A 25,256-nucleotide genomic window follows, 5' to 3' on the forward strand; every position below is an offset into this window, starting at 1 on the left:
CCGTTTTGCGTTTGTTGCGATAAGTAAATGCCTGAAGGCATTCCTGTGGCGAGGGAGCTTGCTCCCTCGCCACAACTATGTGCTTGGCCGTTGCGCGAATGCAGATCGGATTTTTCTGACTGAACGTATATCTGCTGACTGGCATCCAGCTCCTCGGAGCTAAACGTAAAGTGTCCGTCGCATACGCAAACTACGTAGGAAAAACCATGAAACGTGACATCTTTTCCGAATTGGTCGAAGGCTTCGACACGCTGGCAAACAAACGCCAAGGCAAAGTCACCCTACGGACCCACAAGGTTCAACTAAACAAACTCTCACCCCTTACCGCCGAAGAAGTGGTCGCCGTACGCCAACAGCTCAACCTCTCCCGCTCGGTATTTGCCATGTATCTGCGCACCAATACCCGCACGCTGGAGAACTGGGAGCAAGGCCGGGCCAAACCCAATGCCCAGGCAGTGACCTTGATCCGCCTGGTGGAGCGTTTTCCGGAAACCATGGCGCAACTTGCTGCATTGAGTTAACACCCCATACCCGTGTGGAGCTTGCCCGCGAATGCGGTGGTTCAGTGCCAGAGGTGGTGACTGATACGCCGCCATCGCGGGCAAGCCCGCTCCCACAGGGGATCGGGTTCACATCACCCAACTGTGGGAGCTGGCTTGCCTGCGATGGCGCTAGATCAGTTGCATCGGTGCTGGCGTCAGAACGCGATCCCGACCTTCACCCCATACTCATCCCGCTTGAGCCTGGTGTTATCCGCCACTTCCGAGTCTTCATCCAGCTTGTACTCGGTGCGGGTGTAGTACAGGCCCGCGACCACGGGCAGGTCGCCCTTCTGGTTCATCAGCAAGCTGACTTCGGCGTAGGGGTTGGTGCGGTCCTTGAGGTCCACGGTGTCGCTGCCCAGGCCGTCCACCTTGATCTTGGCACGACTGTCGAGGGTGCGACGGGCGCCGGCTTCGACGCGCAGGGTCATGTCATCGAACTGGTGGTTGTAGCCCAGGGCTGCCTTGGCAAATGGCGATTTGCTGGTGAGTTCCAGGTCTTCGTTGTTGGAGTCCAGCTCGTAGCGGGTCCAGCTGTAGCCGCCGCCGGCAATCACATCGACCGAGTTGCGCGCATCCAGCGCGGCACGCCAGCCGAGGTCCAGGTCGGCCTGGCCGTCCTTGAGCTTGTTGTCGCTCTTTTTGCCGTACTTGGCGCTAACGCCCGCCTGGTAGATAAAGCCGGACTCAGCGGTGAGTTTGTTGCCGAAGTTATAGAACAGGCCCGCTTCGGGCATGTTGTCCTTGTCACTCTGGCTGCCGCCTTCGAGCTTGAAGTCGTTGTAGGCGCCCAGGATACCGAAGGTGGAAATCGGCCCCGTAGGCGGTGCGGCGAACACCATGGCAGGCGCTGCGACTAACGCAAATACCGAGGTGTTCTTGAGGAATTTTCCGAATAGCTTGGACATCGTTTTACAACTCCTTGTCTGGTGAGCAAATTACTCCGGAACCGCTTCGAGCCTAAATGTAGGAAAAAGGTTCGCATTCATTTGCGCAGACAGAGAGATAAAACGGTTCAGCGATGGCTCTATCTCGATATTTCTAGCTAGACGCCACTATCTGGCTATCGATTTTTTCAACCAGCGACCCGTCTACCGGCAAGCGAATCCCAAAGGTTTCCCTGAGCAGCACCAAGAGTTCATCTGCCTGTTTAATCGTGCGTTTCTTACTGGGCCGATCAAGGTAGTGGACCGCATAGTGGGCGTTGTTCAACGTGTAGCGCTTGCCCGGCGCCAACAGCGCCACTTTCAACTGGCCCAGGAACGGCGACCCAGGATGGGTGGACACGTACCAGTTGCCGATTTCGTAGTCGATATCCGCCTGCACTTGCAGGTCGAACACGTACAGCCCGCGCCATTCCCCGGCGACTTCAGCCCATAACGTGTAGCTGTCGTCCGCATTGTGCGTCAGGCGATAGAACTCGTGAGCCGTGGCTTGATCCGCTTCGCTGTCCAGCAACAAAGGGCCGCTGGGCACCATGCCGCCAAAGCCGACGTCGGTGATGTAGCGCACGCCGTCCAGGGTCACCAGGGTCAAGCGATGGGTGCGTGCCGTGCGTGCATCCGGCGGCCCGCCCATGACCACACGGCCGGTGATGCCGCGCGCGTCAAAACCGAGCTCCTGCAACAAGGCCAGGAACATCTGGTTCAACTCATAGCAATACCCCCCTCGCCCATCGAGCAGCACTTTGCGCTCGACGCTGGCCAGGTCGATGGGCACCGGCTGGTGCAGCAAGGTGGACAGGCTTTCAAAGGCAAAGACGCACACATGGCGCAGTTGCAGGCCCCGCAGGTTGTCCAGGGTGGGCGCTGGGGGCTTGCTGTAGCCAAGGCGCTGCAGGTAAAGCTGCGAATGGGTCAGGTCGGGCATGGCGCAGTCCTTGGGCACAATCGTTGGGCACAGTGCAGAGGCGACACTATGCCGCGCCGACGTGCAGATTGTCATTTTGAATGAACCTTTTTGAACGCCGCCCTATCCATTTATAACAACACAGGGAGGCAACATGAGTAGCGCAAAAATCTACACGATCAATTACCAACTACACGGTCAACCGAAGTCCTTTGTGGTACGCGCCGACGTGATGAACAACGCCGAGGCCTGGCATTGGGCGGCAGTGGACGCCGACATTGCCCACGTGAGCCGCATCGGCCGTGTCGGTCACGAGCAAGTGAAAAAGACCACCCGGCCCTGGGCGGAGAAATTCGGCGTCACCGAGGTGACGTGGACCGCGCCCAAGTAACCAAAAGCCCCGCCGAAGCGGGGCTCTTCATGTGCGATGTGCGAAGATGCGCGCCTACGCCACTGGAGACCGCCCCGGATGTTCGAGCTCAAACCCTGCGACCCTGTCACCTACCGCCGCCAAACCCGCCGCAGCACGCTGATCGTGGCAGTGCTGTTCCTGGCGCTGGCGATGTTGCTGTCGAGCCTGGCGGTGATGCTGTTCGGCGAACCGGGCGGTGACAACTTCCGCTTCAACGTCGGCGGCGTCTTTGCCGGCGTACTGATCACCCTGGCCCTGGTGCGCGGCCCGTTCTGGACCCAGCCGTGGCTGGCGCCCGCGGTGTATGGCTGGCAGCTCAAGCGCAGCCTGATGAGCGTGACCAATGTGATGCACAAGGTTACCGAACGTGTGCAGGCCAATGACCCGACGGCGATCAAGCTGCTGCGTTTCTACCACCTGGGGCTGACGCAGATGCATGCCCTGGACGCCAACTCCAGCGCCCAGGCGCAACTGCTCAGCGAAGTCGAGGCGCACAAGGCGAAAATGCAGGCGCTGGGCATCGACACCGAACAAACGCGCCTTGATCCGGCGTGGCTGGAACACCTGCGCAGCTAGGCAACCCGCCCGGCGCGCCAACAAAACAGCGCACTCACCGCAATCGCCGCGCCGGCCAAACCAAACACCAGCGGCGCCGACGCCACCGGCAGCAGCAACCCCGCCAACAACGGCCCAAGGCCCGCGCCGATATCCCGCCAGACCGCATTCGAGGCCAGCGCCGACACCCGCATCGCACCGGGGTTGCGCTCGGCCACCAAGGTAGTCACCAGCGGCAGTTGCAGCGCGCGCAACACCAGCACCGCGGCCGCGCCGACAATCACCCAGTAGCTGGCAAACGCAGTCAGGGCCAGCGCACTCATGAACGAGAACAGCAGCAACATCGAGGTCGCGCCGAAACGCTGGGCCGCGCGCCCGCCCAGTGGGCTCAGGAGCATTTCCGAGACATAACGCAGCGCCATCAACCCGCCGGCAATCAGTACCGCGTCGCCGCCAAGAATCTTCTGCGCCTGGATCGACAGGCCAAAGATAAACAGCCCATCCAACGCCACGCCTTCGATAAACGACCACATCGCCACGCTGTCTGGCCACTTGAAGCGTCGCCCGCCACTGTGCAGATCATGGCCGGCGACGGGCAAGCCGCGCGCCACCCACAGGCCCACCAGGCAGCAACCGGCGAGGATCAGAAAGATCGGGCGCGGCCCGGCCCACAACGTCAGCCAACCACCCAGCGGCAGCGCGAGCATCGGCCCGAGGGCGATCACTGCCCGTGAGCGTCCGGCCCGGCGTGCTGCGCCCGCAGGTTCCGACGTCGCCAGCACTTGGGTCGAGAGGTTCAACGCGGCAAAACACAGGCCCCAGACCAACCGCAAGCCCAGCAACGCGGCAAAGCCCGACAGCATCGAGTTGCCCAAGGCGCACAGTGTCGCGGCGCCGGCGGCGATCATGCAGGTCAGGCGGTCGCCGTTGTGTGCGTAGAAATTCAACACATGCCGGTAGCCGAAAATCCGCACCAGGCGGTTGGCCGCCAGCAATACCCCGGCCTGGGCCAGCGTGATGCCGAAGGCCTGGGACTCCATCGGCAGCAGCAGGTACAGCAGCACATCGCTGGGCAGGCATAACGCCAGGGTCAGCGCAGCGCGGCGGGATTGGGTGTCAGCAGTGCGTTGGGCCAGGGCGGTCATAAATCTGAAACATCCCGAAATATTCAGGTCGCCACGGTAGCCCTCCCCCCGCGTGTTTTACAACGGTCCAGCGGGCTTTTTTCCATAGGGCAGTAAACGCAACACGCTGGCCACGGCGCCCACCAACGCAAACACGCAACCCAGCCACAACGCCGTTTGCGGGCCGTTGTCGACGAACAGGTGGAAACACAGCGCCACCAGCGACGCCCCCAGCGTCTGCCCCAGCAACCGCGAAATCGCCACGATGCCGCTGGCCCCACCGCTGCGGGAGAGCGGCGCGCTGGTCATGATGGCCTTGAGGTTGGGCGACTGGAAGAACCCAAAACCGGCCCCGCACAGGGCCATGCGCCAGCCAATATCCCAGGCCGGCGCTTCATTGCCCAGGCTGGCCAACGCCGCCATGCCCAGGCTGAGCATCAACAGGCCTATGCCGCACAGCGCGCCCAGCGACACGCGGTCCGCCAGGCGCCCCGCCACCAGCGCCATCACCGCCACCACGGCCGGCCACGGTGTCATCAGAAAACCGGTTTCCACCTGGCTATGCCCCAGCACTGCCTGCAACAGGAACGGCAACGACACAAACGCCAGGCCCTGGGCACTGAAGGCGCAAATCGCGGTGAGGGAGGACAAGGCAAACACCGGTCGTTTGAACAGGTCCACCGCCAGCATCGGCGCCGGATGCCCGGCCTGGCGGCGCAGCAGCAAGGCGCCGCACAGCAACGCCACCGCGATCAAGCCCAGGGTCAACGCGCCCTGGGCACCATGCACCGCCGTGCCCAGGCCCAACACCAGCAGGGCGAACAACCCGGCACACAGCACTGCGGCGAGGCGGTCAAACGCGTGCCCGGTCATCGGCAGGGTCGGCAACGAGCGCAAACCCAAGGCCAGGGCCAACACCCCCAACGGCACATTGATCAGGTACAACCAGTGCCAGGTAGTGACCGACAGGATCGCCGACGCAGCCGTCGGCCCAAGGGTAAACGCCAACCCCACCACCAGCGAGTTATAGCCCAGGCCACGCCCGAGCATGCGCGACGGATAGATATGCCGCAGCAACGCGGTGTTCACGCTCATGATCGCCGCCGCCCCGAGCCCCTGCACCACCCGCGCGGCGGTGAGGGTTTCCAGGGAACCGGCCAGCCCGCAAAACAGCGACGAGACGATAAACAGCAGCAACCCGCCGAGGTACACACGGCGATGTCCCAACACCTCGCTCAGCGACGCAAAGGGCAACACCGTGGCGATGATCGCCAGTTGATAGGCATTGACCACCCAGATCACCGAAGCCGAGTCGGTACCAATGCCCTCGGCCAAGGTCGGCAACGCCGTGTTGACGATGGCCGTGTCCAGAGTCGCCATGCCGATCCCCAGGGAGATCGCGATCACGGCCGGCAGGCGTTTATTGAGGGGCAGCCCATCGGCAACTGAAGACATGAACAATCCGTACGGGTGGCAAAGGCGTCTAGAGTACGGGCAGCGGCAATTTTTTTCAGCGACCGATTGGCCAACTGTCAATATCTTCATGTCCCGTGCCTACGTTTACACCATCATCAGAGGCCTCCTACAGCCTTGCGCAGCGTTGTTTGCAACCTTGGAACTTCTCTGTTCCAACCACCGCGAGAAGCCCATCGATGGACAACGCCCACCACCCCGTCCCACCCACCTTGATGAATGACCGCCGCAACTTTCTACGACTGGCCACCGCCGGTGCCGGAGCACTGCTATTGGCGGGTGCATTACCGCCTGCGCTGGCACATGAAGTGGCTGCTCCACCGGCTGTTACAAACCCACAACAAGCCCTGGCGCGGCTGCAGGAAGGCAACCGTCGATACGCCGCGGATGTCACAAAGCGACGCGGCCTGATGGATGAACGTGCGGCTCTGGTCAACGGCCAGCATCCGTTCGCAGCGGTCCTGGCCTGCGCCGACTCAAGGATTGCCCCTGAGTACATGTTTGACACGGGCCTGGGCGAACTTTTTTCAGTGCGCGTCGCGGGCAACTTCGTCACCAATGACGGGCTCGCCAGCCTCGAATACGCCGTCGCGGTGCTGAACACCCCACTGATCCTGGTGCTGGGGCATGACAGCTGTGGCGCCGTTGCGGCCGGCGTCAAGGCCGTCACCGACAACGCCACGTTCCCCGGCAAGATCCAGGGCCTGGCGAGTGCGTTCAAACCATCCGTGAACACGGTGTTGAAAGCACCCGGCAATCTCCTCGACAACGCTATTGCGCAAAATGTCCGGGATACTGTGGCGCGGCTCAAGCGCGAGTCCAGCCTGCTGACCGAGGCACTGGCCAACGGCCAATTGAACATCGTCGGCGGCATTTACCGCCTGCACAGTGGCGAGGTTGAATTACTCGCTTAGATCAGCGTACCAACACACTCAGCGCCAAGCGCCCGTCCTTGACCGGCGGGCACCAGTAGTAGCCCCCCGTCAACGGTGTACTGATGCGATACAGGCCATCGACAATCCCATCCTCCAGCCCACTCATCCTTCGCAGTTGCGCTTCAAACGCATCGAAGGAATGGCCAAACGCCAGGAACATCAACCCCGCCTGACCGTTCTCGGCCCATGGCATGGAGCGGCGCACCACGAAGGCTTCCGGGGTGAAGCTTTCCTGGGCGGTGCGTTTGACGTGGGCGGATTCCGGGGCGTCGTCGAGTTCTTCGTTGTCGCCATGGCGACGGCCGATGATGTGATCGCGCTCCTGCGCCGGCAACGCGGCAAAACCGTCGAGGTCGTGCTGCCATTGCTGGATCGCGGCGAAGCTGGCGCCGCTGTCGGTCAGGGCGGCTTCGACGGCGGCGTCGTCGTGGGGGTTTTCGGTGCCGTCTTCGTAGTCGGTGAGGTCGAAGCCGGTCTTGTAGCGGAAGCCTTCGGTCATCTGCACCAGGCTGAATGCCGGGGGCCAGGGCTTTTTCAAAGGCGCGGCTGCGCAACAGCAGTTCGCCACGGTCGACGCCGTGCAACCACACCCACAACGCCTGCTGGGTGGATGGGTTGTGCGCGCCCGGGCCGCTGACCGTCGGGAAGCTGCGCAAGCCGTCAATCTGTGCATCCAGCGCATTGACCAGCGGCTCACCCAAACCGACCACCACCTGCGCATCCGTCAACTGCACCAGCGCATCGAGCGCAGCGGGCACGGCGGCCAGGGAATCCACGGCGAAAAACAGATGGCGTGCCTGCAACGGCACCGGTGCGGCAAGAATGCCCGGCTGGTACTGACTCATGTGAACTCCTTCAAGAAAGCCACGCAGTTTACCCGCAGGCGTACAAGAAAGCGCGCAAGCCTTGCCATAGAGCCCTGTGTTGGGTGACTCTCTAGTCATGTTTTGCAACTATTCCAGGGGTAGCGACATGACCACCAGCAACCTGCTCGACAAGCTGTTTCCCGCCACCGCCAACGACATTCCCGAGCAATACCGCCTGGCGGCGCCCATTGAACAGCGTGATTACCTGGTCGATGGCCAGTTGCAGGTGTGGAACGGCCCATTGGCCCAAGTGCAAAGCCCGGTGCAGCTCGGTGACAAGCGCGTACACATCGGCAGCACGCCGCTGCTGGACGCCGACACCGCCCTCACCGCCCTCGACGCCGCCGTGCGCGCCTACAACCGCGGCCAGGGCGAGTGGCCGACGATGCGCGTGGTCGAGCGCATCCAGCACGTCGAAGCCTTTTTACGCCGCATGCGTGAACAGCGCGACGCCGTGGTCAAGCTGCTGATGTGGGAGATCGGCAAGAACCTCAAGGACTCGCAGAAAGAATTCGACCGCACCTGCGACTACATCACCGACACCATCAACGCCCTCAAGGAACTCGATCGCCGCTCCAGCCGCTTCGAACTGGAGCAGGACACCCTCGGCCAGATCCGCCGCGTACCACTGGGCGTAGCGTTGTGCATGGGCCCCTACAACTACCCGCTGAACGAAACCTTCACCACGCTGATCCCGGCGCTGATCATGGGCAACACCGTGGTGTTCAAGCCGGCCAAGCTCGGCGTGCTGCTGATCCGCCCGTTGCTGGAAGCCTTCCGCGACAGCTTCCCGGCCGGGGTGATCAACGTGATCTACGGCAGCGGTCGCGAGACGGTCAGCGCGCTGATGGCCAGCGGCAAGATCGACATCTTTGCGTTTATCGGCACCAACAAGGCCGCCAGCGACTTGAAGAAGCTGCACCCAAAACCGCACCGTTTGCGCGCGGCCCTGGGCCTGGATGCAAAAAACCCCGGTATCGTGTTGCCCGAGGTCGACCTGGACAACGCCGTCAGCGAGGCCGTCACCGGCTCCCTGTCGTTCAACGGCCAGCGTTGCACCGCGTTGAAAATCCTCTTTGTGCATGAAGACGTGGTTGAACGCTTCATCGAGAAATTCAACCAGAAGCTGACCAGCCTCAAACCCGGCATGCCGTGGGAAGACGGCGTGTCGCTGACGCCACTGCCGGAGGCCGGCAAGGTCGACTACCTCAACGGCCTGGTGGCCGATGCCGCGCAACACGGCGCCCAGGTGGTGAACGCCCATGGCGGCGAAAGTCGCGGCTCGTTCTTCTACCCGGCGGTGCTGTACCCGGTGAACCCGCAGATGCGCGTGTACCACGAAGAACAGTTCGGCCCGGTGGTACCGATCGTGCCCTACCGCGACCTGGAGACCGTGATCGACTACGTGCTGGACTCGGATTTCGGCCAGCAACTGAGCCTCTTCGGCACCAACCCCGAAGCCGTCGGCAAGCTGGTGGACACCTTCGCCAACCAGGTCGGCCGTATCAATATCAACGCCCAGTGCCAGCGCGGGCCGGACACGTTTCCGTTCAACGGGCGCAAGAACTCGGCCGAGGGCACATTGTCGGTGCATGACGCGTTGCGCGTGTTCTCGATCCGTACGTTGGTGGCGACCAAGTTCCAGGAGAGCAACAAGGCGTTGGTCAGCGATATCCTGAAAAACCGTGACTCCAGCTTCCTGACGACCGACTACATCTTCTAAACACTCCGCTGGCCAGTCTTGTGTGAGGGCTGGCTTTTGTAGGAGCTGGATTTTGTGGGAGCTGGCTTGCCTGCGATGGCATCACCCGGGTTTGGCTGAAGGACCGAGGTGCCTGCATCGCAGGCAAGCCAGCTCCCACACAAGCCAGCTCCCACAGTTGACTGCACGCATCCTGACTATTGAGGCCATTTTAGTACCGATGAACCTGCCCCTCTTCGCCCGGCGCCTGCTGCGCCCGCTGCTCGACCCGTACCGCCGCTATCGCCACGCCAAACTGATCCACGCCGTGCGCGTGTCCATCGGCTTGCTGGCGACGATCCTGCTGACCACCGGCATCAACCTGCCCCACGGCGAGTGGGCGTCGGTGACCATGCTTATCGTGATCGGCGGCTTGCAACACCACGGCAATATCGGCAAGAAAGCCGTGGAGCGCGCCTACGGCACCTTGATCGGCGCCAGCGTCGGCTTGCTGTTGGTGCTGCAACAGGCGTGGCTGGGCCAACCGCTGCTGACCTACTTGCTGATGTCGGTGGTGTGCGGGTTCTTTTCCTATCACGCCATCGGCAAGGGTGGGTACATCGCGCTGCTGTCGGCGATCACCGTGTTTATCGTCGCCGGGCACGGGGACAATCCGGTGTCGGACGGTTTGTGGCGCACCGTGGATATCCTGATCGGTATCGTGTTGGCACTGGCGTTTTCGTTCGCCCTGCCGCTGTATGCGGTGTATTCGTGGCGCTACAACCTGGCCAGTGCGTTGCGTGATTGTGCCGAGATTTATAGCCGGATTATCAGTGGGCGGTCGGTTACCGATGATGAGCACTTCAAACTGCTGAATCGCCTGAACGCGGCGATGGTGCAATTGCGTTCGCTGATGCCTTCGGTATCCAAGGAAGTGCGGATCTCCATGACCGAGTTGGACGCGATCCAGCGGCACTTGCGCCTGTGCATCAGCACGTTGGAGATTCTTGGTAACACGCGGCCAGACCCGCGTGATGCATTGGCAATGGCACGGATGCAACTGATGCTGAAGGACGAGCATCGGCAGATCCGCGTGCAGTTGGTGGGCATGGCGCGGGCGTTGAAGTCGGGGGTGACAGAGCGGTTGGAGCGGCCAGGGAACATCTCCAGCAGTAGTCATGCGCTGGAAGCGCCGGTTTACAGCGCACTGGATGGATATCGGTTGTTGACGCTACAGTTGCTGAGCAATGTGGATGCGATGCGTCAGCGGTTGGCGAAAACCGCTAAGCAATGGAAGATTTAAGTAAAAAAAGGAACACGTATAAAAATACGTGTTCCAGTTTGAACGTCATGCCGCGCGCCCAGGCGCGGCATGCTTACCCCCCCCTCAAAACAGCAAAACCTAACTTAGTAAACTCTCCTCACCCTGATACTGGTATATTTCACATTCCAGCCACCAATGGAAATTTGAACTAATAGATCGCGATCCGACACTCGAATCAGCGGTGTTGTCACAGTGACCCACTGACTACTCTCAGTGGTGGCAAAGTTATGTTGCCCACCGTTCCACCTCAGCAAGATGTGATTGTATTTTGCCTCTAAATTATCTGCATTTCGATAGGTCACAGACACTTCATAAGTACCCGGCCCCACACCACTAAAAGTCTTTGCAATCATTAAACCATGAGGCCCATACAGATAGTAATCACTGCCGGACAACCCAATATAAAGCTGATAGCCACTCGTCCAGCCGTTAAAGTCATAATTATTAAAACTCGTAAAGTCATTCAGCAATGGCTTATGGATGGTATAACTCACTGGCGAAAACCCAACCGCAGTTGCCCTGTTGGTACTGCCATTGAAGGTCACTTCGGCAGTCACAGTGATCTGCGTATTGTCGACCAGCGCTTCAAACCAGGAACGTAATGCAGGCTTGTTCACCAAACCATTGGCCGCTTCCGGAGCACTAATCAACGCACCACCGGCACCCAGTACTTCCAGCGGCGTAACTCCCGCACTGCTGCAAGTAATCCAGGCACGCTGATTAATGTTGCTCAGCGCCCATTTAGCCAACGACGCCACCCCATTGCCGGTAAAGGCACTCAGATCCAGCGTCGACCCACTGGCCAACCCGTTGATCCGTGGCCCTGCCAGGCTGGCGGCCGGAATGGTGCCTACCCTGACGGTCTGAACCTGCGATGGAATAGGGTTCTCAACGCCCCCGCGATCTACCCAATACCGCAACTGCACCGTACTGTTCACGCTGCGGTGCAACACCTTGGCACTGGTCAAGTTAAACACCAGCTCTCCGCCCGCAACGCCACGGAGGGATGTCTCATAGTGCGTGCCATCGGCATATATCCACCTCAGCCTGATGTCGTCATTGCCACTCATTCCGGTGTATTTGACGGTCACCGTCGTGTTGTGCTCAATGGACAGTGGCGCAACAGTTACATCTTGATCGACATCCGCCGTACCGCCAATAAACGGATGAGGCAGCACACTGGGCAGCGCCTGGACAATGAAGTGCGCCACACCAAACAGGATCGCCGTGGTTTTATCCGCGCTTTCAGCCAGGCTGACCCAGAACTTAATGGTCAGTGCCGAGCCATCGTCGAGCAGTTTCAGCTTGTCGACGGGGGTGGGTGGCCGGATGCCGTTGGCGACGCCGTCGTCCGTCACCAGGTTCGCGGTGTAGGTATCTTCGGTCCAGGGGAGCCCACCTTGGGTGCCGGTATAGCTCATCCACATCCGTTGATTGGGGTAGATGAAGTGCCACATCGCAACACGGGTGCGTGCGTTCGGGTCGAGGCGCGACAGGTCCAGTATGGTGCCGTCGATACCGTCGATCTTCGGCGTTGGCAAGCCTGTCAACGGCAACAGCCGCAAGGAGACAATATCGGAATCATATGGAATCGAGCCGCGATTGAATCGGTACTGCACGTCAATCGTACTGCCGCCTTCACGGATGCACTTGGCGATCGTGCGCGGCAAAAATGTCACACTTGTTTCATGCGTGGACGCGTTGCCTGGCGCGCCCAGTGTGGTGCTGCCGATGCCATCGTCGGTAAACCAGTCGAAATTGATGTAGTCCGTCGCAAGCGTCGGGTTGAATCGCGCGAGGACGGTAGCGCCTGCCAGTGCGGCCAGCGGGTTGAGTTCATCGGGTGACAGCGAGGCGCCGACAATCACCGGCCGCCCCAGGTACACGCCGACCCCCACGGTAAGGTGAAGCACCTCAGAGCGCAGAATCAGCGGCGGCGTGCCGGGACGATGCAAGCTATAGCTGATACGCAAGCTGCCATTGAGGTTGTTGTCCAGAATGCTTCGAGGCACGGGGTAGGGCAACGCTTTTCCGGCAGTGCTACCGTTGATTGAAATACTGCCGCTGAAGGAGCCGCCAACCCCTGAGCCGATACACGAAAAATACAATGTGTCGCCGTTCAGTGTGTCCTCGTAAGGGAAGGTGAGCAACACTTCGAGGCCCGGTACATCCGCAGGGTTCACATTGTTGCCAATAGCGCCCTGCAGAATCGGTTGAGGCATATCGGCCGTACGCTCACCGACCCTTGCGCCCAATATGTCCGATTGGCGCACGGTTAAAACACTGCCGTCGAGGATGGAAACCGAGCCATCATCCACTTCATAGAAGATTTCAATCGGCCCCACCTCACTGAAGGGCGCCATTTCAGCCGCAGTAACATAGCGAACGCCGCCTTGCGCCCCGGCCAATTGCTCCTGCTTGAAAAAAATCCCCCCACCACCGCCTGACGGAATGTGCCGGATCACCAGGCGCTCCAGCCAGCTGGCGTTATGCGGCGTGTAAGGCGGTATCGTGACCATGATGGCAGTGTCGGTAGGGATCAAGCCCAGTTCAATGGGACTGACGTCGACCACTGGCATTGATGACGGAGTACCGACCACTGTGATCGTAAGGCTGCCGGAACGACCCAACTCTACCCCCGCCTGCGTATGCCAGGTGTACGAGATACGAAACGAGCCGCCGATAAGCTCTTTGATAATACCGTTGTCTAGCGGAACGAATGTGACGCCGAAATTATTGTCGATTACGGGCCCAAGCGGGTAAGTCTTGCTCGTTCCATCCTCCAGGGTGCCGACAAGCATCACGGTAATTTGACGTCTAGGGTTGGGCGTCGGGAATACAGGGCCCGTGTTGATCAACACCTCAAATGCTGCATCGCTCTGCGTGTCGAAGTCGATCTGCTTGGAGTCGAGCAATTCGCCGTCCACTAGAAAGCGCGGAGCAAGAAGCAGGCTGCTATCCAACTCGGCATTCAGGAAATAGGATTTTGAATACTGATACTTCTCCCCCGAAAAATTCTTGACGACGTCCTGCACCCTGAAGCGAATAGTCAATTCCCCGGCCTGGCCACCGGCATCGATGACGGCCTTGGGCACAAATACCCGAACAGGCCCCGGCCCCGCTGCTTCGCTAGGGCTCACCGTGTGATGGACAAAAATCCCATCCCAGGAAAGCTGGATGTCGTCGTTGTGCCGGATGTTTTCATACCTCTCGATCAGGCACCACAAACCGCCTACAACGTCCGGGGGACTGATCACCGAGCCCGCAGGAAAACCTTCGACGCTTAGGCGCAGGCCGGTATGCCAGGGATTCCCTGGGTCGGTGTCTATTCCCCCAGGGCGAGTGGTTTTGATGAGGATGGTCTGAATCGGCGAAGTGCTAGGGGTTCCAGGGCCTGTTCGCTCAACGCGCGCATAGATTTTAACTTCGCCTTCCGGTACGCGTTCTTCGGGAACAAATAAGTCGTAGGCATTGCGACTTTCCAAGGCGATGTCGTCGGCAGCCGCGTTGATCAAGTCATTCAGGTACACGGCGAAGTAGTCGTTAAGGCTAAAACCGTGCCATTGTTCCAATACAAATTGGGCGTACGGCCGTACATGGCGAATGCCCAGGCCATACTCCCCCACTTCAGGGTAGGGGGCCAATTGGATGTTGATTCGTGGAAACGCCGAGTAGGGGGGCTCCAGATCCTCAACCCGGGTCGGCGGCGGGTTGACGGGGCCAGGTGCAGGTTTTGGCAGGTGATTGGAGTGAGGGCGGCACAGCATTCGGTCGTGCGCGTGGTCGTGGTCTGACTCGTGTGTGACGTTGTGATCGTGGGGTCGACGGGACATGGCAATACGCTCCTCGCAGATGGGAACGCGTCAAAAAACTGCGGCGCGTGGTGGCAAGGAAATCAGATACTGGCGAGGGGGGGGTGTCTAGCTGTCAGAATTGACAGTGCCGACGAAAGGCCGTAGACCCGACTGACCAACCATACTTTTTCTTACATTTTTTTCACGTTTTATTCACATCAACAGTCGTAGTGTGAAGCCTCATCCGTTACAAATGTTGCATATCAAGCCCGCCGCCCCAGCGGGCTTTTTTTTGCCTCGGATTTGCCTTAACGCGAAGCCTTGGCGACCGGTGCCGCCGCTTGTTCACGAATCGCGCGCTGGGTATCCAGCACCCGCGCCAACGCGGTTTCCGCCTCGGGACTCTGCTGCGGCACGCGAATCGCCGCCGACACCAGGGTGATCAACTTGGCCATCACCTCGGCATCCGTCGCCGGGCGGCCCAGGCTCATGGAATTCATCAGCAGGCGCAGTTCGGTGCCGGCCATCACCCCGGAAATCGCCTTGAGGGCAAACTGCAGGCGCACGCCCAGCTCGTTGCGCGGCAAGTCCGGCAGGGCCAGGGCGAAGGCTTCGAAGAAGCGCTGGAACACCGGCTGGTAATGCACCTTGAGGTATTCCTGGATGAACGGCGAGGTGTCGCTGTAGACGCGGCCGAGGAAACGGATAAAGGAGCGCCCTTCCCCACTGGCGCTTGCCGGGTCGCTGCGCTCCAGGCCCATGGCCGGGGCAAATAGCACGCCGAGCAAGGTGTCACAGTCGAGGGGGCCGTCGGCTTCGGCTTCACACCGTGCCAGCAATTCCAGGCGCTGCTCGTTGAGCGGTTCCAGGCGCTGCATCAGCAGGGTTTTCATCAGGGAATCCTTGTCCCCGAAGTGGTAGTTCACCGCCGCCAGGTTGACCTGGGCGCGCTCGGTAATCTGCCGCAACAAAACCGCGTCGTATCCGTACTTGATGAAGAGGGCCTCAGTCGCATCCAGCAATCGAGTTTTGGTAACGTTCGGAGCACTGAGTTTCTTCGCGACCATAAGAGTTCCACGGCGGAAATATTGTTTTAAAAAATAATTTGATTTTTTATACCGGGGCGGCTGGCCGAAAGCAAGTAGTGACACACCGCCATATCATCCAAAGCCCTTGTGGATAGGCGTATGACGGCTAGTCAGAGGGTTTTTCCTGGCCCCGAATGCCCTCCAGATGAATCGTTTCAAGGGGTAAAAACGCTCTACATCGACGGCTGGCGGAGCAGGTTGAACGCAGTTACTATTCAAACAATATTTTAAAAACAAGAACTAAAACCAGTCCGTGACGCGCACCAGGCAGCTCCCGAACTTGTTACAAAGCTTTACCGGGGGCATGGCGGCAGCGGCGAGACTGAAGGCGTAGTCATGATGACAGATACCCCCGCGCACCCAGGCTTGATCTCCCTGCAGAGCATCGGCAAGCGCTATCAGCTAGCCGGGCAACACCTGTCCATTCTCAATGACGTCAGCCTGGCCATCGCCCGTGGCGACAGCTGCGGCATCCTCGGTGCCTCCGGTTCCGGCAAAAGCACCCTGCTCAATATCCTCGGCCTGCTGGACTTGCCCAACTGCGGCCAGTACCACTTTGCCGGGCACGATATCTTCAGCGCCAGCCCCGATGAGCTGGCGGCGATCCGCAACCAGCAGATCGGCTTTGTGTTCCAGAGCTTCAACCTGCTGCCGCGCCTCAGTGCGCTGGACAACGTGGCCCTGCCCCTGAGTTACCGCGGCATCTCGCGCCACGAATCGGTGGAGCAAGCCCTGCGCATGCTCGAACAGGTCGGCCTGGCCGAACGCGCCCACCACCGCCCCGCCGACCTCTCCGGCGGCCAGCGCCAACGCGTCGCCATCGCCCGGGCGCTGGTGGGCACCCCCTCGGTGATCCTGGCCGACGAACCCACCGGCAACCTCGACAGCAATACCGCCCAGGACATCATGGACCTGCTCCTGGCCCTCAACCGCGACCAGCATGTGACCCTGATCATCGTCACCCACGACGCGCAGATCGCCGCGCGCCTGGGCCGCCAGATCCTCGTGCGCAACGGCACGGTGCAAGAGGCCCCGCGCCCATGAGCCTGCGGGTCGAGCAGAGCCTGAGCCAATTGCTGCATGAAGCGTTCGTCAGCCTGCGCACCTTGGGCAAGCGCTCGATGCTGGCGCTGCTGGGCATCGTTATCGGCAGCTCCTCGGTGGTGGCGCTGATCAATATCGGCCACAACGCGGCAGTGGACGCGGCCCTGATCTTCAAGGACATGGGCACCGACACCCTGGTCGCGCAGTTCCCCACCAAGCCCGGCAGCAGCAGCCCCATGCTTGCGCGCCTGGACCTCGACACCGTGCGCCAGGCCGTGCCGGGCATCGCCCATATCGGCGCGCTCAGCCTGTTCAGCGGGCCGGTGGTGTTCCATGGCCGCACCGCCAACGCCAACCTGGTCGGCAGCACGCCGGGCATCCAGGACGCCATGCGCCTGAGCCTGCGCGAAGGTCGCTTCCTGTCGGACTTTGACGCCAACGAAACCTTCGCCGTGATCGGCGGCCAGCTCGCCCAGGCCCTGAGCACGCCCGGCGACCCGCTGAAACTAGGCGAGCGGCTGCGCATCAACGACTACCTGTTCCTCATCGTCGGCATCCTGCACAGCCAGCCCCGCGCGCTGCTGATGCCGGTGCAAGGCGATGAATCGTTGTTTATCCCCGCCGACGGCATGCAACGCATCTACGCCAACCCGCAGATCGGCAACGTGGTGATCCGCGCCGCCCCCGACCAGGACATGGAGGCCATGGCCAAAGGCACCAGCGCCGTCCTGCAACGCCAGCTCAGCGACCACACCGTGGACATCCAGGTGCCCCAGCAAATGATCGATGGCATGACCCGGCAAAGCCGCACCTTCGCCTACCTGCTGCTGGCCCTCGGCGCGATCTCCCTGGTGGGCGGCGGCGTCGGCGTGATGAACGTGATGCTGATGAACGTCTCGGAGCGGCGCCGCGAGATCGGCATCCGCATGGCCCTTGGCGCGCGCCAGCGGGATATCCGCAACCTGTTCCTGCTCGAAGCCGTGACCCTCACCGCCGTGGGCGCAGCCTGCGGCGCGGTACTCGGCATGACCGCCGCCTGGCTCTACGCCTGGCTCTCAGGCTGGGCGTTCACCCTCGCCGCTGCCGCCCTGCCCCTCGGGGTCGGCAGCACGCTGCTGGTGGGGCTGTTCTTCGGCATCTACCCGGCGGTCTCGGCGTCCCGGTTGCAGCCGGTGGAGGCCTTGCGCGATGAATAAAGGCCTGCTGTTCCTGGCGTTGCTGAGCCTGCCGTGCGCAGCCGCTGACATCGTGATCAACCCTTCGGCACCCAGCAGCAGCCGCAGTGTCTCGCTGAACGCCCAGGTCACCAGCGTGACCCTCGGCGACGCGGTGTACCTGGGCCTGCGCAACAACCCGGCGATCCGCAGCGCGTACCTGCAACGGGTGGCGCAGAAGTTCGACCTGCGCGTTGCCGAAGACGCCTTCAACCCCAAGCTCACCCTCAACAGCTACTACCGCAGTACCCGTGGCAGCGCCGACAACGCACGCAACGCCAACCTCGCGCCGGCCACCAGCCTGCTCGGCGAATACGGCACGCGCCTGAGCATGGGCTGGACCCAACAACTGAACACCGCCGACCGTGCCGGCCGCTACCGCAGCGACGGCCTCGACCTGGCGATCATCCAGCCACTGATGCGCGGCGCCGGCTGGGACGCCACCACCGCGCCGCTGCGCCTGTCGCGCCTGTCGGAACAGGCCAACCGCCTCAACCTCAAGGCCACCGTGGCGCAAACCATCAGCCAGATCATCGCCACCTACCGCGAACTACTGCGCGCCCAGGAACAATTGGGCATCGTGCAAGACGCCCTGAAACGCTCCGGCACCTTGCTGGAGGTGAACAAGGCGCTGATCGCCGCCGGGCGCATGGCCGAGTTTGAAATCGTGCAGACCGAAGCCGATATCGCCACCCAACAACTGGGCGTCGAAGAAGCGCAGAACCAGCTCGACAGCAGCCGCCTGGCTCTGCTGCGCCTGCTCGCGCTGGACCTGTCCACGCCGATTCGCGCCACCGAAGCCCTGGAGGCCAAGCCCATGCAGATCGACAAACGCCAAGCCTTCAACCTGGCGCAGAACCAGCAACCGGAATACCTCGCCGCCCTGCTCGGCAGCCAGCAGGCCGACCTCAACCTGGTGATCGCCAAGGACTCCGGGCGCTGGCAAGTGGACCTGGTGGCCGGTGCGAACCAGCTGCGCGACACCTACAACAATGACAACGGCAGCGGCAACAACCGCACCTGGGACAGCTACGCCGGCGTGCAGGTGCAGATCCCCATCGGCGACATCAGCACGCGCCAGGCCGAAGTGCGCGCACGGGTGAACGTGCAGGACCAGGAGATCCGCATCACCGACGCGCGCCAGGAACTGGAACGCAGCGTCAACGACGTGGTGCGCGACCTCGGCACGCGCTGGCGCCAATACGAAATCTCCCAGCGCGCTGTGGAACTGTCGCGGCGCAAGATCGACATCGAACGGGAAAAACTCAGCGCCGGGCGCTCCACCAACTTCCAGGTGCTGAGTTTCGAGAGCGATTTACGCAACGCCGAAAACGCCCAGCTCAACGCGCTGATCGCTTATCTGAACGCCCAGACCCAGCTCGACTTGACCCTGGGCATGACACTGGAAAGTTGGGAAATCGCCCTCAATGACTACTAATCGCAAACGCCTGATCGGCGCGCTGTTGATCCTGCTGGTGGCCGCCGCCGGGTTCGCCCTGCGCAGCCCGGCCCAAAGCCCCGCCGCCAGCGAACAATGGCTGGCCGTGCAGCCCGACGCGCTGGTGCACCAGATCGGCCTGGTGGGCAAGATCGAGCCCGACACCACGATCACCCTCACCGCACCGTTTGACGGCAATGTGCAGGCCAACCTGGTGGAGCAAGGCCAGCGGGTCGAAGCCGGCCAGGTGTTGCTGCGCATGGACCCGGCCACCCTTGAAGTGCAACTGCGCGACGCCCTGTCCGCCCAGCTCAAGGCGCGGCGCACCGTGCAAGAGATGCAGGACTGGGACAACGGCCCCGCCGTCAGCCGCGCCCGCCGCAGCCTGCGCACCGCCGAGATGAGCGCCGGCAACACCCAGCGCAAACTCACCGAAAGCGAAAACCTGTTCCAGCGCGGCATCATCCCGCGCAACGAACTGGACGAACTCAAGCAGCAAACCCAACAGCAGCAACTGGACCTCGCCTCCGCGCGCGGCGAACTGCAACAGGCCATCGACCAGGGCAAGGGCGAATACCGGCAGATCGCCGAGATGGAACTGACCAACGCCACGGTCAAGTACGACGCCCTGCGCCAACTGCTGGAAGGCCGCGAGGTCAAGGCGCCGTTCTCCGGCATCGTCGTCCCGGCCCCCGGCGCCAACACCCCGCAAGCCGGCGCCAGCAACGCCCCGTTACAGGCGGGCAGCAAGGTCAGCCAGGGCCAGGTGCTGTTTGGCCTGGCCAATATCGAGCGGCTGAAAATCGTCACCAAGGTCTCGGAGCTGGACATCAACCGACTGCATCAGGGCCAGGCGGTGGAAGTGCTGGGGGACGGCTTTGACGGCGAACGGCTCAACGGCTCGGTGAGTGTGGTCAGCGGCCTGGCGATGACCAGCGACAGCCAGGGCAGTGCGCAATTTCCGGTGACGCTGTCGATTCCCCAACTCACGCCGCAACAGTTGCAGCGGGTGCGGCTGGGGATGAGTGCGCGGCTGACCATCGTGACCTACAACAATGCCCAGGCGATGGTGGTGCCGGCGCAAGCGATCAGCACGGGCGAGGTGGAGTATCGCGAGGCGATGGACAAACCGGTGGAGCGGGTCAAGGTCACGACCGGGCAAGCGACAGCGCAAGGCGTCGAAGTGTTTGGCCTCAAACCCGGGTTTGTGAAGGTCGGCAGCTGAAACACCGATCAATTGTGGGAGCTGGCTTGCCTGCGATAGCGGTGGGTCAGCTGAGCATGGATTGATTGACAGACCGCTATCGCAGGCAAGCCAGCTCCCACATTTAGATATTTGCCAACTTGGCGGCCAGCGCTTTGGCTTGCAGTGCCACGTCCGTCACCGCCGTGCTCTCCCACCACAACCCCCGCAACGGCGGGCCCATGGCAAACAACCGCTGGTTGACCCGCCCCTGCGCATCCACCACCGCCCCACTGGCATCGGCGGCAATCCCCAGCGCCAGCGGCCCGGGCTGGATCAGTCCGCGCTTGAGCAGTTGCTGCGGCAAGGGCCGGGCTACGCGGCGCCAGTCGTATTCGATGCCGCTGGAGTTGATCAGCGCCGCTCCCGAAACAGGCGTGATCGACTGCTCACCGCGATATCGCACACGAATGTTCACGCCTTGCGCCGACGGTTCCAAGCCTTTGTAGGAGGCCGCCCGAATCCGCAACCGCCCCGCTTCATGCAACCGCGCCACCAACTGCGCGCTCAACGGCGGTGAGCGGTGGTGATGGCTTTCCCACCACGGCCGTACGTGGCGCACAAACTGACGTTTCTCCCTCTCGCTGGCCTGGCTCCACAGGCGGCCGATATGCGCGCGCACGGTGTCCAGCGGCGCCTGCCAGTCAATGCCCTGCGCCTGCGCGATGCGGCATTGGCGACGCACTTCGCGCAGCAGTTGCCGAGGGCTGCGCACGTTGTGATCCTCGGCAAGAAAATCCACCCAGCCCGGCGGCTGCCGACGCACATGGGGCAGCAGGCCATGCCGCGAAAAAATCTCGATAGGCCCTCGATGGCCGGCCTGTTCCAGCGAGACCACGGCATCGACCATGGTCAGCCCGGAACCGATGATCAGCACGCTCGCCTGCGGGTCAATCTGCGTCATGGCCTGCACGTCCCAGGGGTCGACTGCCGCTGCGTTCAAGCCACTGGATTGCGTCTGTGGTGTACGCGCCGCCGGGAACATGCCGGTGGCCAATACGGCAAAGGCGCCGCGCAGTTGCTGGCCATCCGCGAGGGTCAGCAACGCGCCGTCGTCCTCCACTTGCAGATCCACGACTTCGCCGCGCACATGCTCGACAGTAGACGCCGACAACGCCTTGGCCTCGGCCAGTCGCTGCTGCGCATACAGGCCGAAAATCCCGCGGGGCGGGAACAGTTCGCTGATGGGCACAGGTTGCTCGCGAGACTCCGGCCAGCCCCCGGCGCCGATATAGGCGGTGAGCCATTCGGTCAGGTCGTCGGCATTGTCCGGGTCGACGCTCATGCGTGCGGCGTTGCCGTTCAACGTGTGGCCCAGCTCGACCGCGCTATAGGCCTCGCCCCGGCCCAGCTCGGCGCGTGGTTCGATCACCAGGATCTGCCGCGTGCCCGGCAACCGCAGCAATTGCACCGCGAGCATCGTGCCGCTTAGCCCGCCACCGACGATCAGCACATCAGCGTTGCGGATGGATTCAGTCATGCCTGTTCGCCTTTACTGTTTACCCAGGTAAATGTCATGCAAATCGCCCCGCGCCAACAGCTCGGCGGCGCTGCCACTCAAGGCCACGCGGCCAGTATCCAGCACGTAGCCGTGGGACGCATAGGTCAGCGCGACGTTGATATTCTGCTCGGCGATCAGGAAACTCACCTGCTGTTCGCGATTGAGCTGGGCGATGATCGCAAAGATCTCCTGCACGATCATAGGCGCCAAACCCATCGACGGCTCATCGAGCAGTACCAAAGTAGGACGGGTCATCAGCGCGCGGCCGAGGGCGACCATCTGCTGCTCGCCGCCCGAGGTGAGCCCGGCGCGGGTGTGGCGCTTGGTCTTGAGCCGCGGGAACCAGCTGTAGATGCGCTCCAGGTCGTGCTCCATGGCCTTGCGGCTCAGGCGCCGCACAAAGCCGCCGCTGCGCAGGTTGTCTTCCACCGTGAGTTGGCCGAACACATGGCGGCCTTCCAGCACGTGGACCATGCCCTGGCGCACGCGCTGGCTGGGGTCGATGCCGGCCAGGTCGCGCCCGGCATACTCGATGCGCCCACGGCTGACCTCGGCCCGCTCGGCGCGCACCAGCCCGGAGATCGCCTTGAGCGTGGTGCTCTTGCCGGCGCCATTGGCGCCGAGCAAGGCGACGATGGCGCCCTTGGGTACGTGCAGCGAAACCCCGGCTACCGCCAGGATGGCGCCGTCGTAGATCACTTCGATGTCGTTGACCGCCAACAGCGACGGGCTGGCGGATTCAGCGGCGGGCTGGCTCATGGTTTATTCATCCCCGGTGCAGGTGCGCGGCGTCAGGCCTTTTTCCTTGGCAAAGGCTGCGGATTTTTCATCGATCAGCGGGCGCAGTAGTGCACGGTCGGCAGCGATCCACTCGCTGACCAGCGTCCAGTTGGCGCCGTCCCATTGCTGCACGCGGGCCGAGCCGCCGCCTTCGTGGTCGCGGCACGACAGCTTGAGGTTTTGCATCAGACCCAGGTAGCCCATGTCCTTGAGGCGCGCGTCGTCGATGTTCAGGTGTTCCAGGCCCCAGCGGCCTTCTTCGCCATTCAGCGGGCGCTTGCCGAACTTGGCCTGGCCGGTACGGATCGCTTCCACCGCCACGGCGGCGTTTACCAGGCCGGAGTTGTAGTAGACGCTGCCGAAGTTTTTCAGGTCCTTGAGGTCGCTGTGGCCCTTGTCGAGGATGTATTGCTTGAGGCGTTTGTGGATCTCGAAGTCGGCGCCGGCCGGGTATGGCGTAAGGGCCAGGTAGCCTTTGGCGGCGGCACCGGCGGGTAATACGTCTTCGCTGGAACTGGCCCAGATGTCGCCGATGATATGGTCCACCGGGAAGCCAAAGCGCGCGGCGGTCTTCACCGCAACAGGCGTCGATACGCCCCAGGTGCGCAGGAACACCCAGTCCGGGTTGGCCTGGCGCACCTGGCGCCACTGTGCCGATTGCTCGTTGCCCGGATCGGCTACGGGAATCTGGATATTTTCAAAGCCGTATTTCTCGGCGAGCAACTTCAACGGGCCGAGGGTTTCGCGACCGTAGGCCGAGTCGTGGTAGACCGTGGCGATCTTCTTGCCCTTGAGCTTGTCGAACCCGCCCTCACGCTGGGCGATGTAGTTCACCAGGGTCGAGGCCTCGCTGTAGAAGGTCAGCATCACCGGGAAGTTGTACGGGAATACCGTGCCGTCGGTGGCTTCGGTGCGCCCGTAACCGAGGGTGATCAGCGGGATCTTGTCCACTTCCGCACGCTCGCTCAGGGCATACGCCGCCGGTGCGCCGTTGGGCTGGTACACCGCGACCGGCGCGCCGTCCAGGCCATTCTTGAAGCGCTCGTAGCACTCGATGCCCTTCTCCGCCGTCCACTCGGTCTCGCATTCCTGCCAGACCAATTTGACGCCGTTGATACCGCCTTCGACCTCGTTGATATAACGCAGGTAGTCGATCATCCCGGCCCACACCTGCACGCCGCTGGAGGCATAGGCGCCGACGCGGTAGGTGGCCAGGGGAATGAATTGCTGGTCCGGCGAGGCGATTGCCTGGGGCACAGCACCGGCCAGGGTGGCCAGCGCAAACGCAGCGCCGACCAGGGAACGTTTCAAGGATGCACGCATGGAAGATTCTCTTGGGAAGTTAGAAACGCAGCGGCCACTGCCGCACACGGTCACGCAGGTTGTGCAACAGGCGGATCAAGCCCTCGGGTTCCTTGATCAGGAACACGATGATCAACACGCCAAAGATGATTTTCTGCAGGTTCTGCAACTGCCCCGCATCCACCGAGCCGCCGAACAACGCCTGCCCGGCATGGCTGAGGAAAATCGGCAGCACACTGATAAACGCCGCACCGACGAAGTTGCCGGCGATGCTGCCCATGCCACCGATAATGATGATGAACAGGATCTGGAATGAGCGATTGATATCAAAGCTGCTGGCGCTGGCTGTGCCCAAGTAGGCAAAGGCCCACAACGCGCCGGCGATGCCTAAGTAGAACGAGCTGACCGCAAACGCCAGGCGCTTGTAGCGCACCACCGGAATGCCGACCACGGCGGCGGCGGTGTCCATGTCGCGGATCGCCATCCAGTTGCGCCCCACCTGGCTGCGCACCAGGTTGATCGCGGTCCAGGTCAGCAGCAGCACCGTGACCAGCGTCAGCAGGTAGCGGCCCAGCGGGGTGTTGAGGTCATGGCCGAACAGCGCGAGCTTGGGCGCGGAGATGGTCCCGGACGAGCCGTAGTTGTAGAACCAGGGGAATTTGACGAACAGCCATTCCAAAAAGAACTGCGCGGCCAACGTGGTGACCATCAGGTAAAAGCCCTTGATCCGCGAGCTGGGCAAGCCGAACAGCAACCCGACCAGCGCGCTGATGATCCCGCCGCCGAGCAGTGCCACCGGCAAGCCCAGCTCCGGCAGGCGCAGCAAAAACCCATAGGTGGCAAACGCGCCGACGGCCATGAACCCGGCCGCGCCCACCGAGGTTTGCCCGGTGTAGCCGGTCAACAGGTTCAGACCCAGCCCGGCCAGGGACAGCACCAGGAACGGTATCAAAATCGCGTTCAGCCAATAGTCATTGCCCCACAGCGGCACCACGACAAACCCCAGCGCCAACAGGCCAAGGAGGCCCCACGGGATGCGCCGCTGGATCAGCAACAAGGGCGCGGTTTCTTGTGCAACAGGAATCGACATGG

Annotated in this window: 20 protein-coding genes and 1 pseudogene; 10 read left to right on the top strand and 11 right to left on the bottom strand. The window is 62.0% G+C overall.

The window, feature by feature from the left end; all coding sequences use genetic code 11:
• The first annotated feature begins 206 nt into the window (after positions 1-206).
• Positions 207-521 (top strand): DNA-binding transcriptional regulator, encoded by a 315-nt coding sequence (locus PSH87_RS16795; protein ID WP_305430290.1) that lies wholly within the window; start codon positions 207-209, stop codon positions 519-521.
• A 176-nt stretch (positions 522-697) separates the two neighbouring features.
• On the opposite strand, the gene PSH87_RS16800 is transcribed toward PSH87_RS16795, so the two are convergent.
• Positions 698-1,450 (bottom strand): outer membrane beta-barrel protein, encoded by a 753-nt coding sequence (locus tag PSH87_RS16800; protein ID WP_305430291.1) that lies wholly within the window; start codon positions 1,448-1,450, stop codon positions 698-700.
• 133 nt (positions 1,451-1,583) lie between these two features.
• Positions 1,584-2,411: an arylamine N-acetyltransferase gene (locus tag PSH87_RS16805; protein WP_305430292.1), complete on the bottom strand. Its 828-nt coding sequence runs from the start codon at positions 2,409-2,411 to the stop codon at positions 1,584-1,586.
• A gap of 133 nt (positions 2,412-2,544) precedes the next feature.
• Here PSH87_RS16805 and PSH87_RS16810 point away from each other — a divergent pair, with 133 nt between their 5' ends.
• Together PSH87_RS16810 and PSH87_RS16815 are read left to right on the top strand one after the other, a co-directional pair.
• The gene (locus PSH87_RS16810; protein ID WP_017737140.1) at positions 2,545-2,781 is read left to right on the top strand and encodes a DUF6555 family protein; all 237 of its coding nucleotides are present in this window, start codon (positions 2,545-2,547) and stop codon (positions 2,779-2,781) included.
• A gap of 78 nt (positions 2,782-2,859) precedes the next feature.
• Entirely contained in the window at positions 2,860-3,378 is a 519-nt protein-coding gene (locus PSH87_RS16815; protein ID WP_017737139.1) for a DUF3087 family protein, read from the top strand.
• Here the strand turns inward: PSH87_RS16815 and PSH87_RS16820 are convergent.
• Entirely contained in the window at positions 3,375-4,502 is a 1,128-nt protein-coding gene (locus PSH87_RS16820; RefSeq protein WP_305430295.1) for an MFS transporter, read from the bottom strand. The two genes, PSH87_RS16815 and PSH87_RS16820, sit on opposite strands and share 4 nt — an antisense overlap.
• 57 nt (positions 4,503-4,559) lie before the next feature.
• Positions 4,560-5,936 carry an MFS transporter gene (locus tag PSH87_RS16825; protein ID WP_305430297.1) on the bottom strand — a complete coding sequence of 459 codons (1,377 nt, stop codon included), beginning with the start codon at positions 5,934-5,936 and terminating at the stop codon, positions 4,560-4,562.
• A gap of 197 nt (positions 5,937-6,133) precedes the next feature.
• Here PSH87_RS16825 and PSH87_RS16830 point away from each other — a divergent pair, with 197 nt between their 5' ends.
• On the top strand, positions 6,134-6,868 hold the full coding sequence (locus PSH87_RS16830) for a carbonic anhydrase (protein ID WP_305430298.1): 735 nt from the start codon (positions 6,134-6,136) through the stop codon (positions 6,866-6,868).
• Between the two features lies 1 nt (position 6,869).
• Here PSH87_RS16830 and PSH87_RS16835 read toward each other — a convergent pair.
• Positions 6,870-7,734: pseudogene (locus PSH87_RS16835) on the bottom strand (Dyp-type peroxidase).
• 127 nt (positions 7,735-7,861) lie between these two features.
• Between PSH87_RS16835 and PSH87_RS16840 the strand changes: the two are divergent.
• Entirely contained in the window at positions 7,862-9,478 is a 1,617-nt protein-coding gene (locus PSH87_RS16840; RefSeq protein ID WP_305430299.1) for an NADP-dependent glyceraldehyde-3-phosphate dehydrogenase, read from the top strand.
• A gap of 199 nt (positions 9,479-9,677) precedes the next feature.
• Positions 9,678-10,739, top strand: coding sequence for an FUSC family protein (locus PSH87_RS16845; RefSeq protein ID WP_305430300.1), 1,062 nt, complete (start codon positions 9,678-9,680; stop codon positions 10,737-10,739).
• Positions 10,740-10,843: 104 nt separating this feature from the next.
• Here the strand turns inward: PSH87_RS16845 and PSH87_RS16850 are convergent, their stop codons facing one another.
• Both PSH87_RS16850 and PSH87_RS16855 read right to left on the bottom strand, forming a co-directional pair.
• On the bottom strand, positions 10,844-14,593 hold the full coding sequence (locus PSH87_RS16850) for a YncE family protein (protein ID WP_305430301.1): 3,750 nt from the start codon (positions 14,591-14,593) through the stop codon (positions 10,844-10,846).
• 269 nt (positions 14,594-14,862) lie between these two features.
• Complete coding sequence (locus PSH87_RS16855; protein WP_305430303.1) at positions 14,863-15,621, bottom strand: TetR/AcrR family transcriptional regulator; 759 nt, start codon at positions 15,619-15,621, stop codon at positions 14,863-14,865.
• Positions 15,622-15,978: 357 nt separating this feature from the next.
• On the opposite strand from PSH87_RS16855, the gene PSH87_RS16860 reads away from it, so the two are divergent.
• From PSH87_RS16860 to PSH87_RS16875, 4 genes are read left to right on the top strand one after another with little or no spacing between them, the layout of a single operon-like run.
• Positions 15,979-16,686 carry an ABC transporter ATP-binding protein gene (locus PSH87_RS16860; RefSeq protein ID WP_305430304.1) on the top strand — a complete coding sequence of 236 codons (708 nt, stop codon included), beginning with the start codon at positions 15,979-15,981 and terminating at the stop codon, positions 16,684-16,686.
• A complete protein-coding gene (locus tag PSH87_RS16865) occupies positions 16,683-17,882 on the top strand; it encodes an ABC transporter permease (RefSeq protein WP_305430306.1) in 1,200 nt (399 codons plus the stop codon). The genes PSH87_RS16860 and PSH87_RS16865 overlap by 4 nt, the downstream gene beginning before the upstream one ends.
• Complete coding sequence (locus PSH87_RS16870) at positions 17,875-19,338, top strand: TolC family protein (protein ID WP_305430307.1); 1,464 nt, start codon at positions 17,875-17,877, stop codon at positions 19,336-19,338. Before PSH87_RS16865 ends, PSH87_RS16870 begins: the two co-directional genes overlap by 8 nt.
• Positions 19,328-20,563, top strand: a complete 1,236-nt coding sequence (locus PSH87_RS16875) for an efflux RND transporter periplasmic adaptor subunit (protein WP_305430309.1) — start codon at positions 19,328-19,330, stop codon at positions 20,561-20,563. The genes PSH87_RS16870 and PSH87_RS16875 overlap by 11 nt, the downstream gene beginning before the upstream one ends.
• 103 nt (positions 20,564-20,666) lie before the next feature.
• Here the strand turns inward: PSH87_RS16875 and PSH87_RS16880 are convergent, their stop codons facing one another.
• Genes PSH87_RS16880 through PSH87_RS16895 form a run of 4 tightly spaced genes read right to left on the bottom strand, consistent with a single transcriptional unit; the run spans position 20,667 to position 25,254 of the window.
• Positions 20,667-22,061, bottom strand: coding sequence for an FAD/NAD(P)-binding protein (locus PSH87_RS16880; protein ID WP_305430310.1), 1,395 nt, complete (start codon positions 22,059-22,061; stop codon positions 20,667-20,669).
• Positions 22,062-22,073: 12 nt separating this feature from the next.
• Positions 22,074-22,841, bottom strand: a complete 768-nt coding sequence (locus PSH87_RS16885) for an ABC transporter ATP-binding protein (RefSeq protein WP_305430311.1) — start codon at positions 22,839-22,841, stop codon at positions 22,074-22,076.
• 3 nt (positions 22,842-22,844) lie between these two features.
• Entirely contained in the window at positions 22,845-24,185 is a 1,341-nt protein-coding gene (locus PSH87_RS16890) for an ABC transporter substrate-binding protein (RefSeq protein ID WP_207043547.1), read from the bottom strand.
• Between the two features lie 19 nt (positions 24,186-24,204).
• Positions 24,205-25,254, bottom strand: a complete 1,050-nt coding sequence (locus PSH87_RS16895; protein WP_305430314.1) for a branched-chain amino acid ABC transporter permease — start codon at positions 25,252-25,254, stop codon at positions 24,205-24,207.
• Positions 25,255-25,256 lie beyond the last annotated feature (2 nt).

This window comes from Pseudomonas sp. FP453, from assembly GCF_030687495.1.
GTDB lineage: Bacteria > Pseudomonadota > Gammaproteobacteria > Pseudomonadales > Pseudomonadaceae > Aquipseudomonas.

Excerpts from the sequence above, each read along its gene's own strand:
- PSH87_RS16795 (WP_305430290.1), top strand. The coding sequence starts at position 207 with ATGAAACGTGACATCTTTTCCGAATTGGTCGAAGGCTTCGACACGCTG.
- PSH87_RS16800 (WP_305430291.1), bottom strand. The coding sequence starts at position 1,450 with ATGTCCAAGCTATTCGGAAAATTCCTCAAGAACACCTCGGTATTTGCG.
- PSH87_RS16805 (WP_305430292.1), bottom strand. The coding sequence starts at position 2,411 with ATGCCCGACCTGACCCATTCGCAGCTTTACCTGCAGCGCCTTGGCTAC.
- PSH87_RS16810 (WP_017737140.1), top strand. The coding sequence starts at position 2,545 with ATGAGTAGCGCAAAAATCTACACGATCAATTACCAACTACACGGTCAA.
- PSH87_RS16815 (WP_017737139.1), top strand. The coding sequence starts at position 2,860 with ATGTTCGAGCTCAAACCCTGCGACCCTGTCACCTACCGCCGCCAAACC.
- PSH87_RS16820 (WP_305430295.1), bottom strand. The coding sequence starts at position 4,502 with ATGACCGCCCTGGCCCAACGCACTGCTGACACCCAATCCCGCCGCGCT.
- PSH87_RS16825 (WP_305430297.1), bottom strand. The coding sequence starts at position 5,936 with ATGTCTTCAGTTGCCGATGGGCTGCCCCTCAATAAACGCCTGCCGGCC.
- PSH87_RS16830 (WP_305430298.1), top strand. The coding sequence starts at position 6,134 with ATGGACAACGCCCACCACCCCGTCCCACCCACCTTGATGAATGACCGC.
- PSH87_RS16840 (WP_305430299.1), top strand. The coding sequence starts at position 7,862 with ATGACCACCAGCAACCTGCTCGACAAGCTGTTTCCCGCCACCGCCAAC.
- PSH87_RS16845 (WP_305430300.1), top strand. The coding sequence starts at position 9,678 with ATGAACCTGCCCCTCTTCGCCCGGCGCCTGCTGCGCCCGCTGCTCGAC.
- PSH87_RS16850 (WP_305430301.1), bottom strand. The coding sequence starts at position 14,593 with ATGTCCCGTCGACCCCACGATCACAACGTCACACACGAGTCAGACCAC.
- PSH87_RS16855 (WP_305430303.1), bottom strand. The coding sequence starts at position 15,621 with ATGGTCGCGAAGAAACTCAGTGCTCCGAACGTTACCAAAACTCGATTG.
- PSH87_RS16860 (WP_305430304.1), top strand. The coding sequence starts at position 15,979 with ATGATGACAGATACCCCCGCGCACCCAGGCTTGATCTCCCTGCAGAGC.
- PSH87_RS16865 (WP_305430306.1), top strand. The coding sequence starts at position 16,683 with ATGAGCCTGCGGGTCGAGCAGAGCCTGAGCCAATTGCTGCATGAAGCG.
- PSH87_RS16870 (WP_305430307.1), top strand. The coding sequence starts at position 17,875 with ATGAATAAAGGCCTGCTGTTCCTGGCGTTGCTGAGCCTGCCGTGCGCA.
- PSH87_RS16875 (WP_305430309.1), top strand. The coding sequence starts at position 19,328 with ATGACTACTAATCGCAAACGCCTGATCGGCGCGCTGTTGATCCTGCTG.
- PSH87_RS16880 (WP_305430310.1), bottom strand. The coding sequence starts at position 22,061 with ATGACTGAATCCATCCGCAACGCTGATGTGCTGATCGTCGGTGGCGGG.
- PSH87_RS16885 (WP_305430311.1), bottom strand. The coding sequence starts at position 22,841 with ATGAGCCAGCCCGCCGCTGAATCCGCCAGCCCGTCGCTGTTGGCGGTC.
- PSH87_RS16890 (WP_207043547.1), bottom strand. The coding sequence starts at position 24,185 with ATGCGTGCATCCTTGAAACGTTCCCTGGTCGGCGCTGCGTTTGCGCTG.
- PSH87_RS16895 (WP_305430314.1), bottom strand. The coding sequence starts at position 25,254 with ATGTCGATTCCTGTTGCACAAGAAACCGCGCCCTTGTTGCTGATCCAG.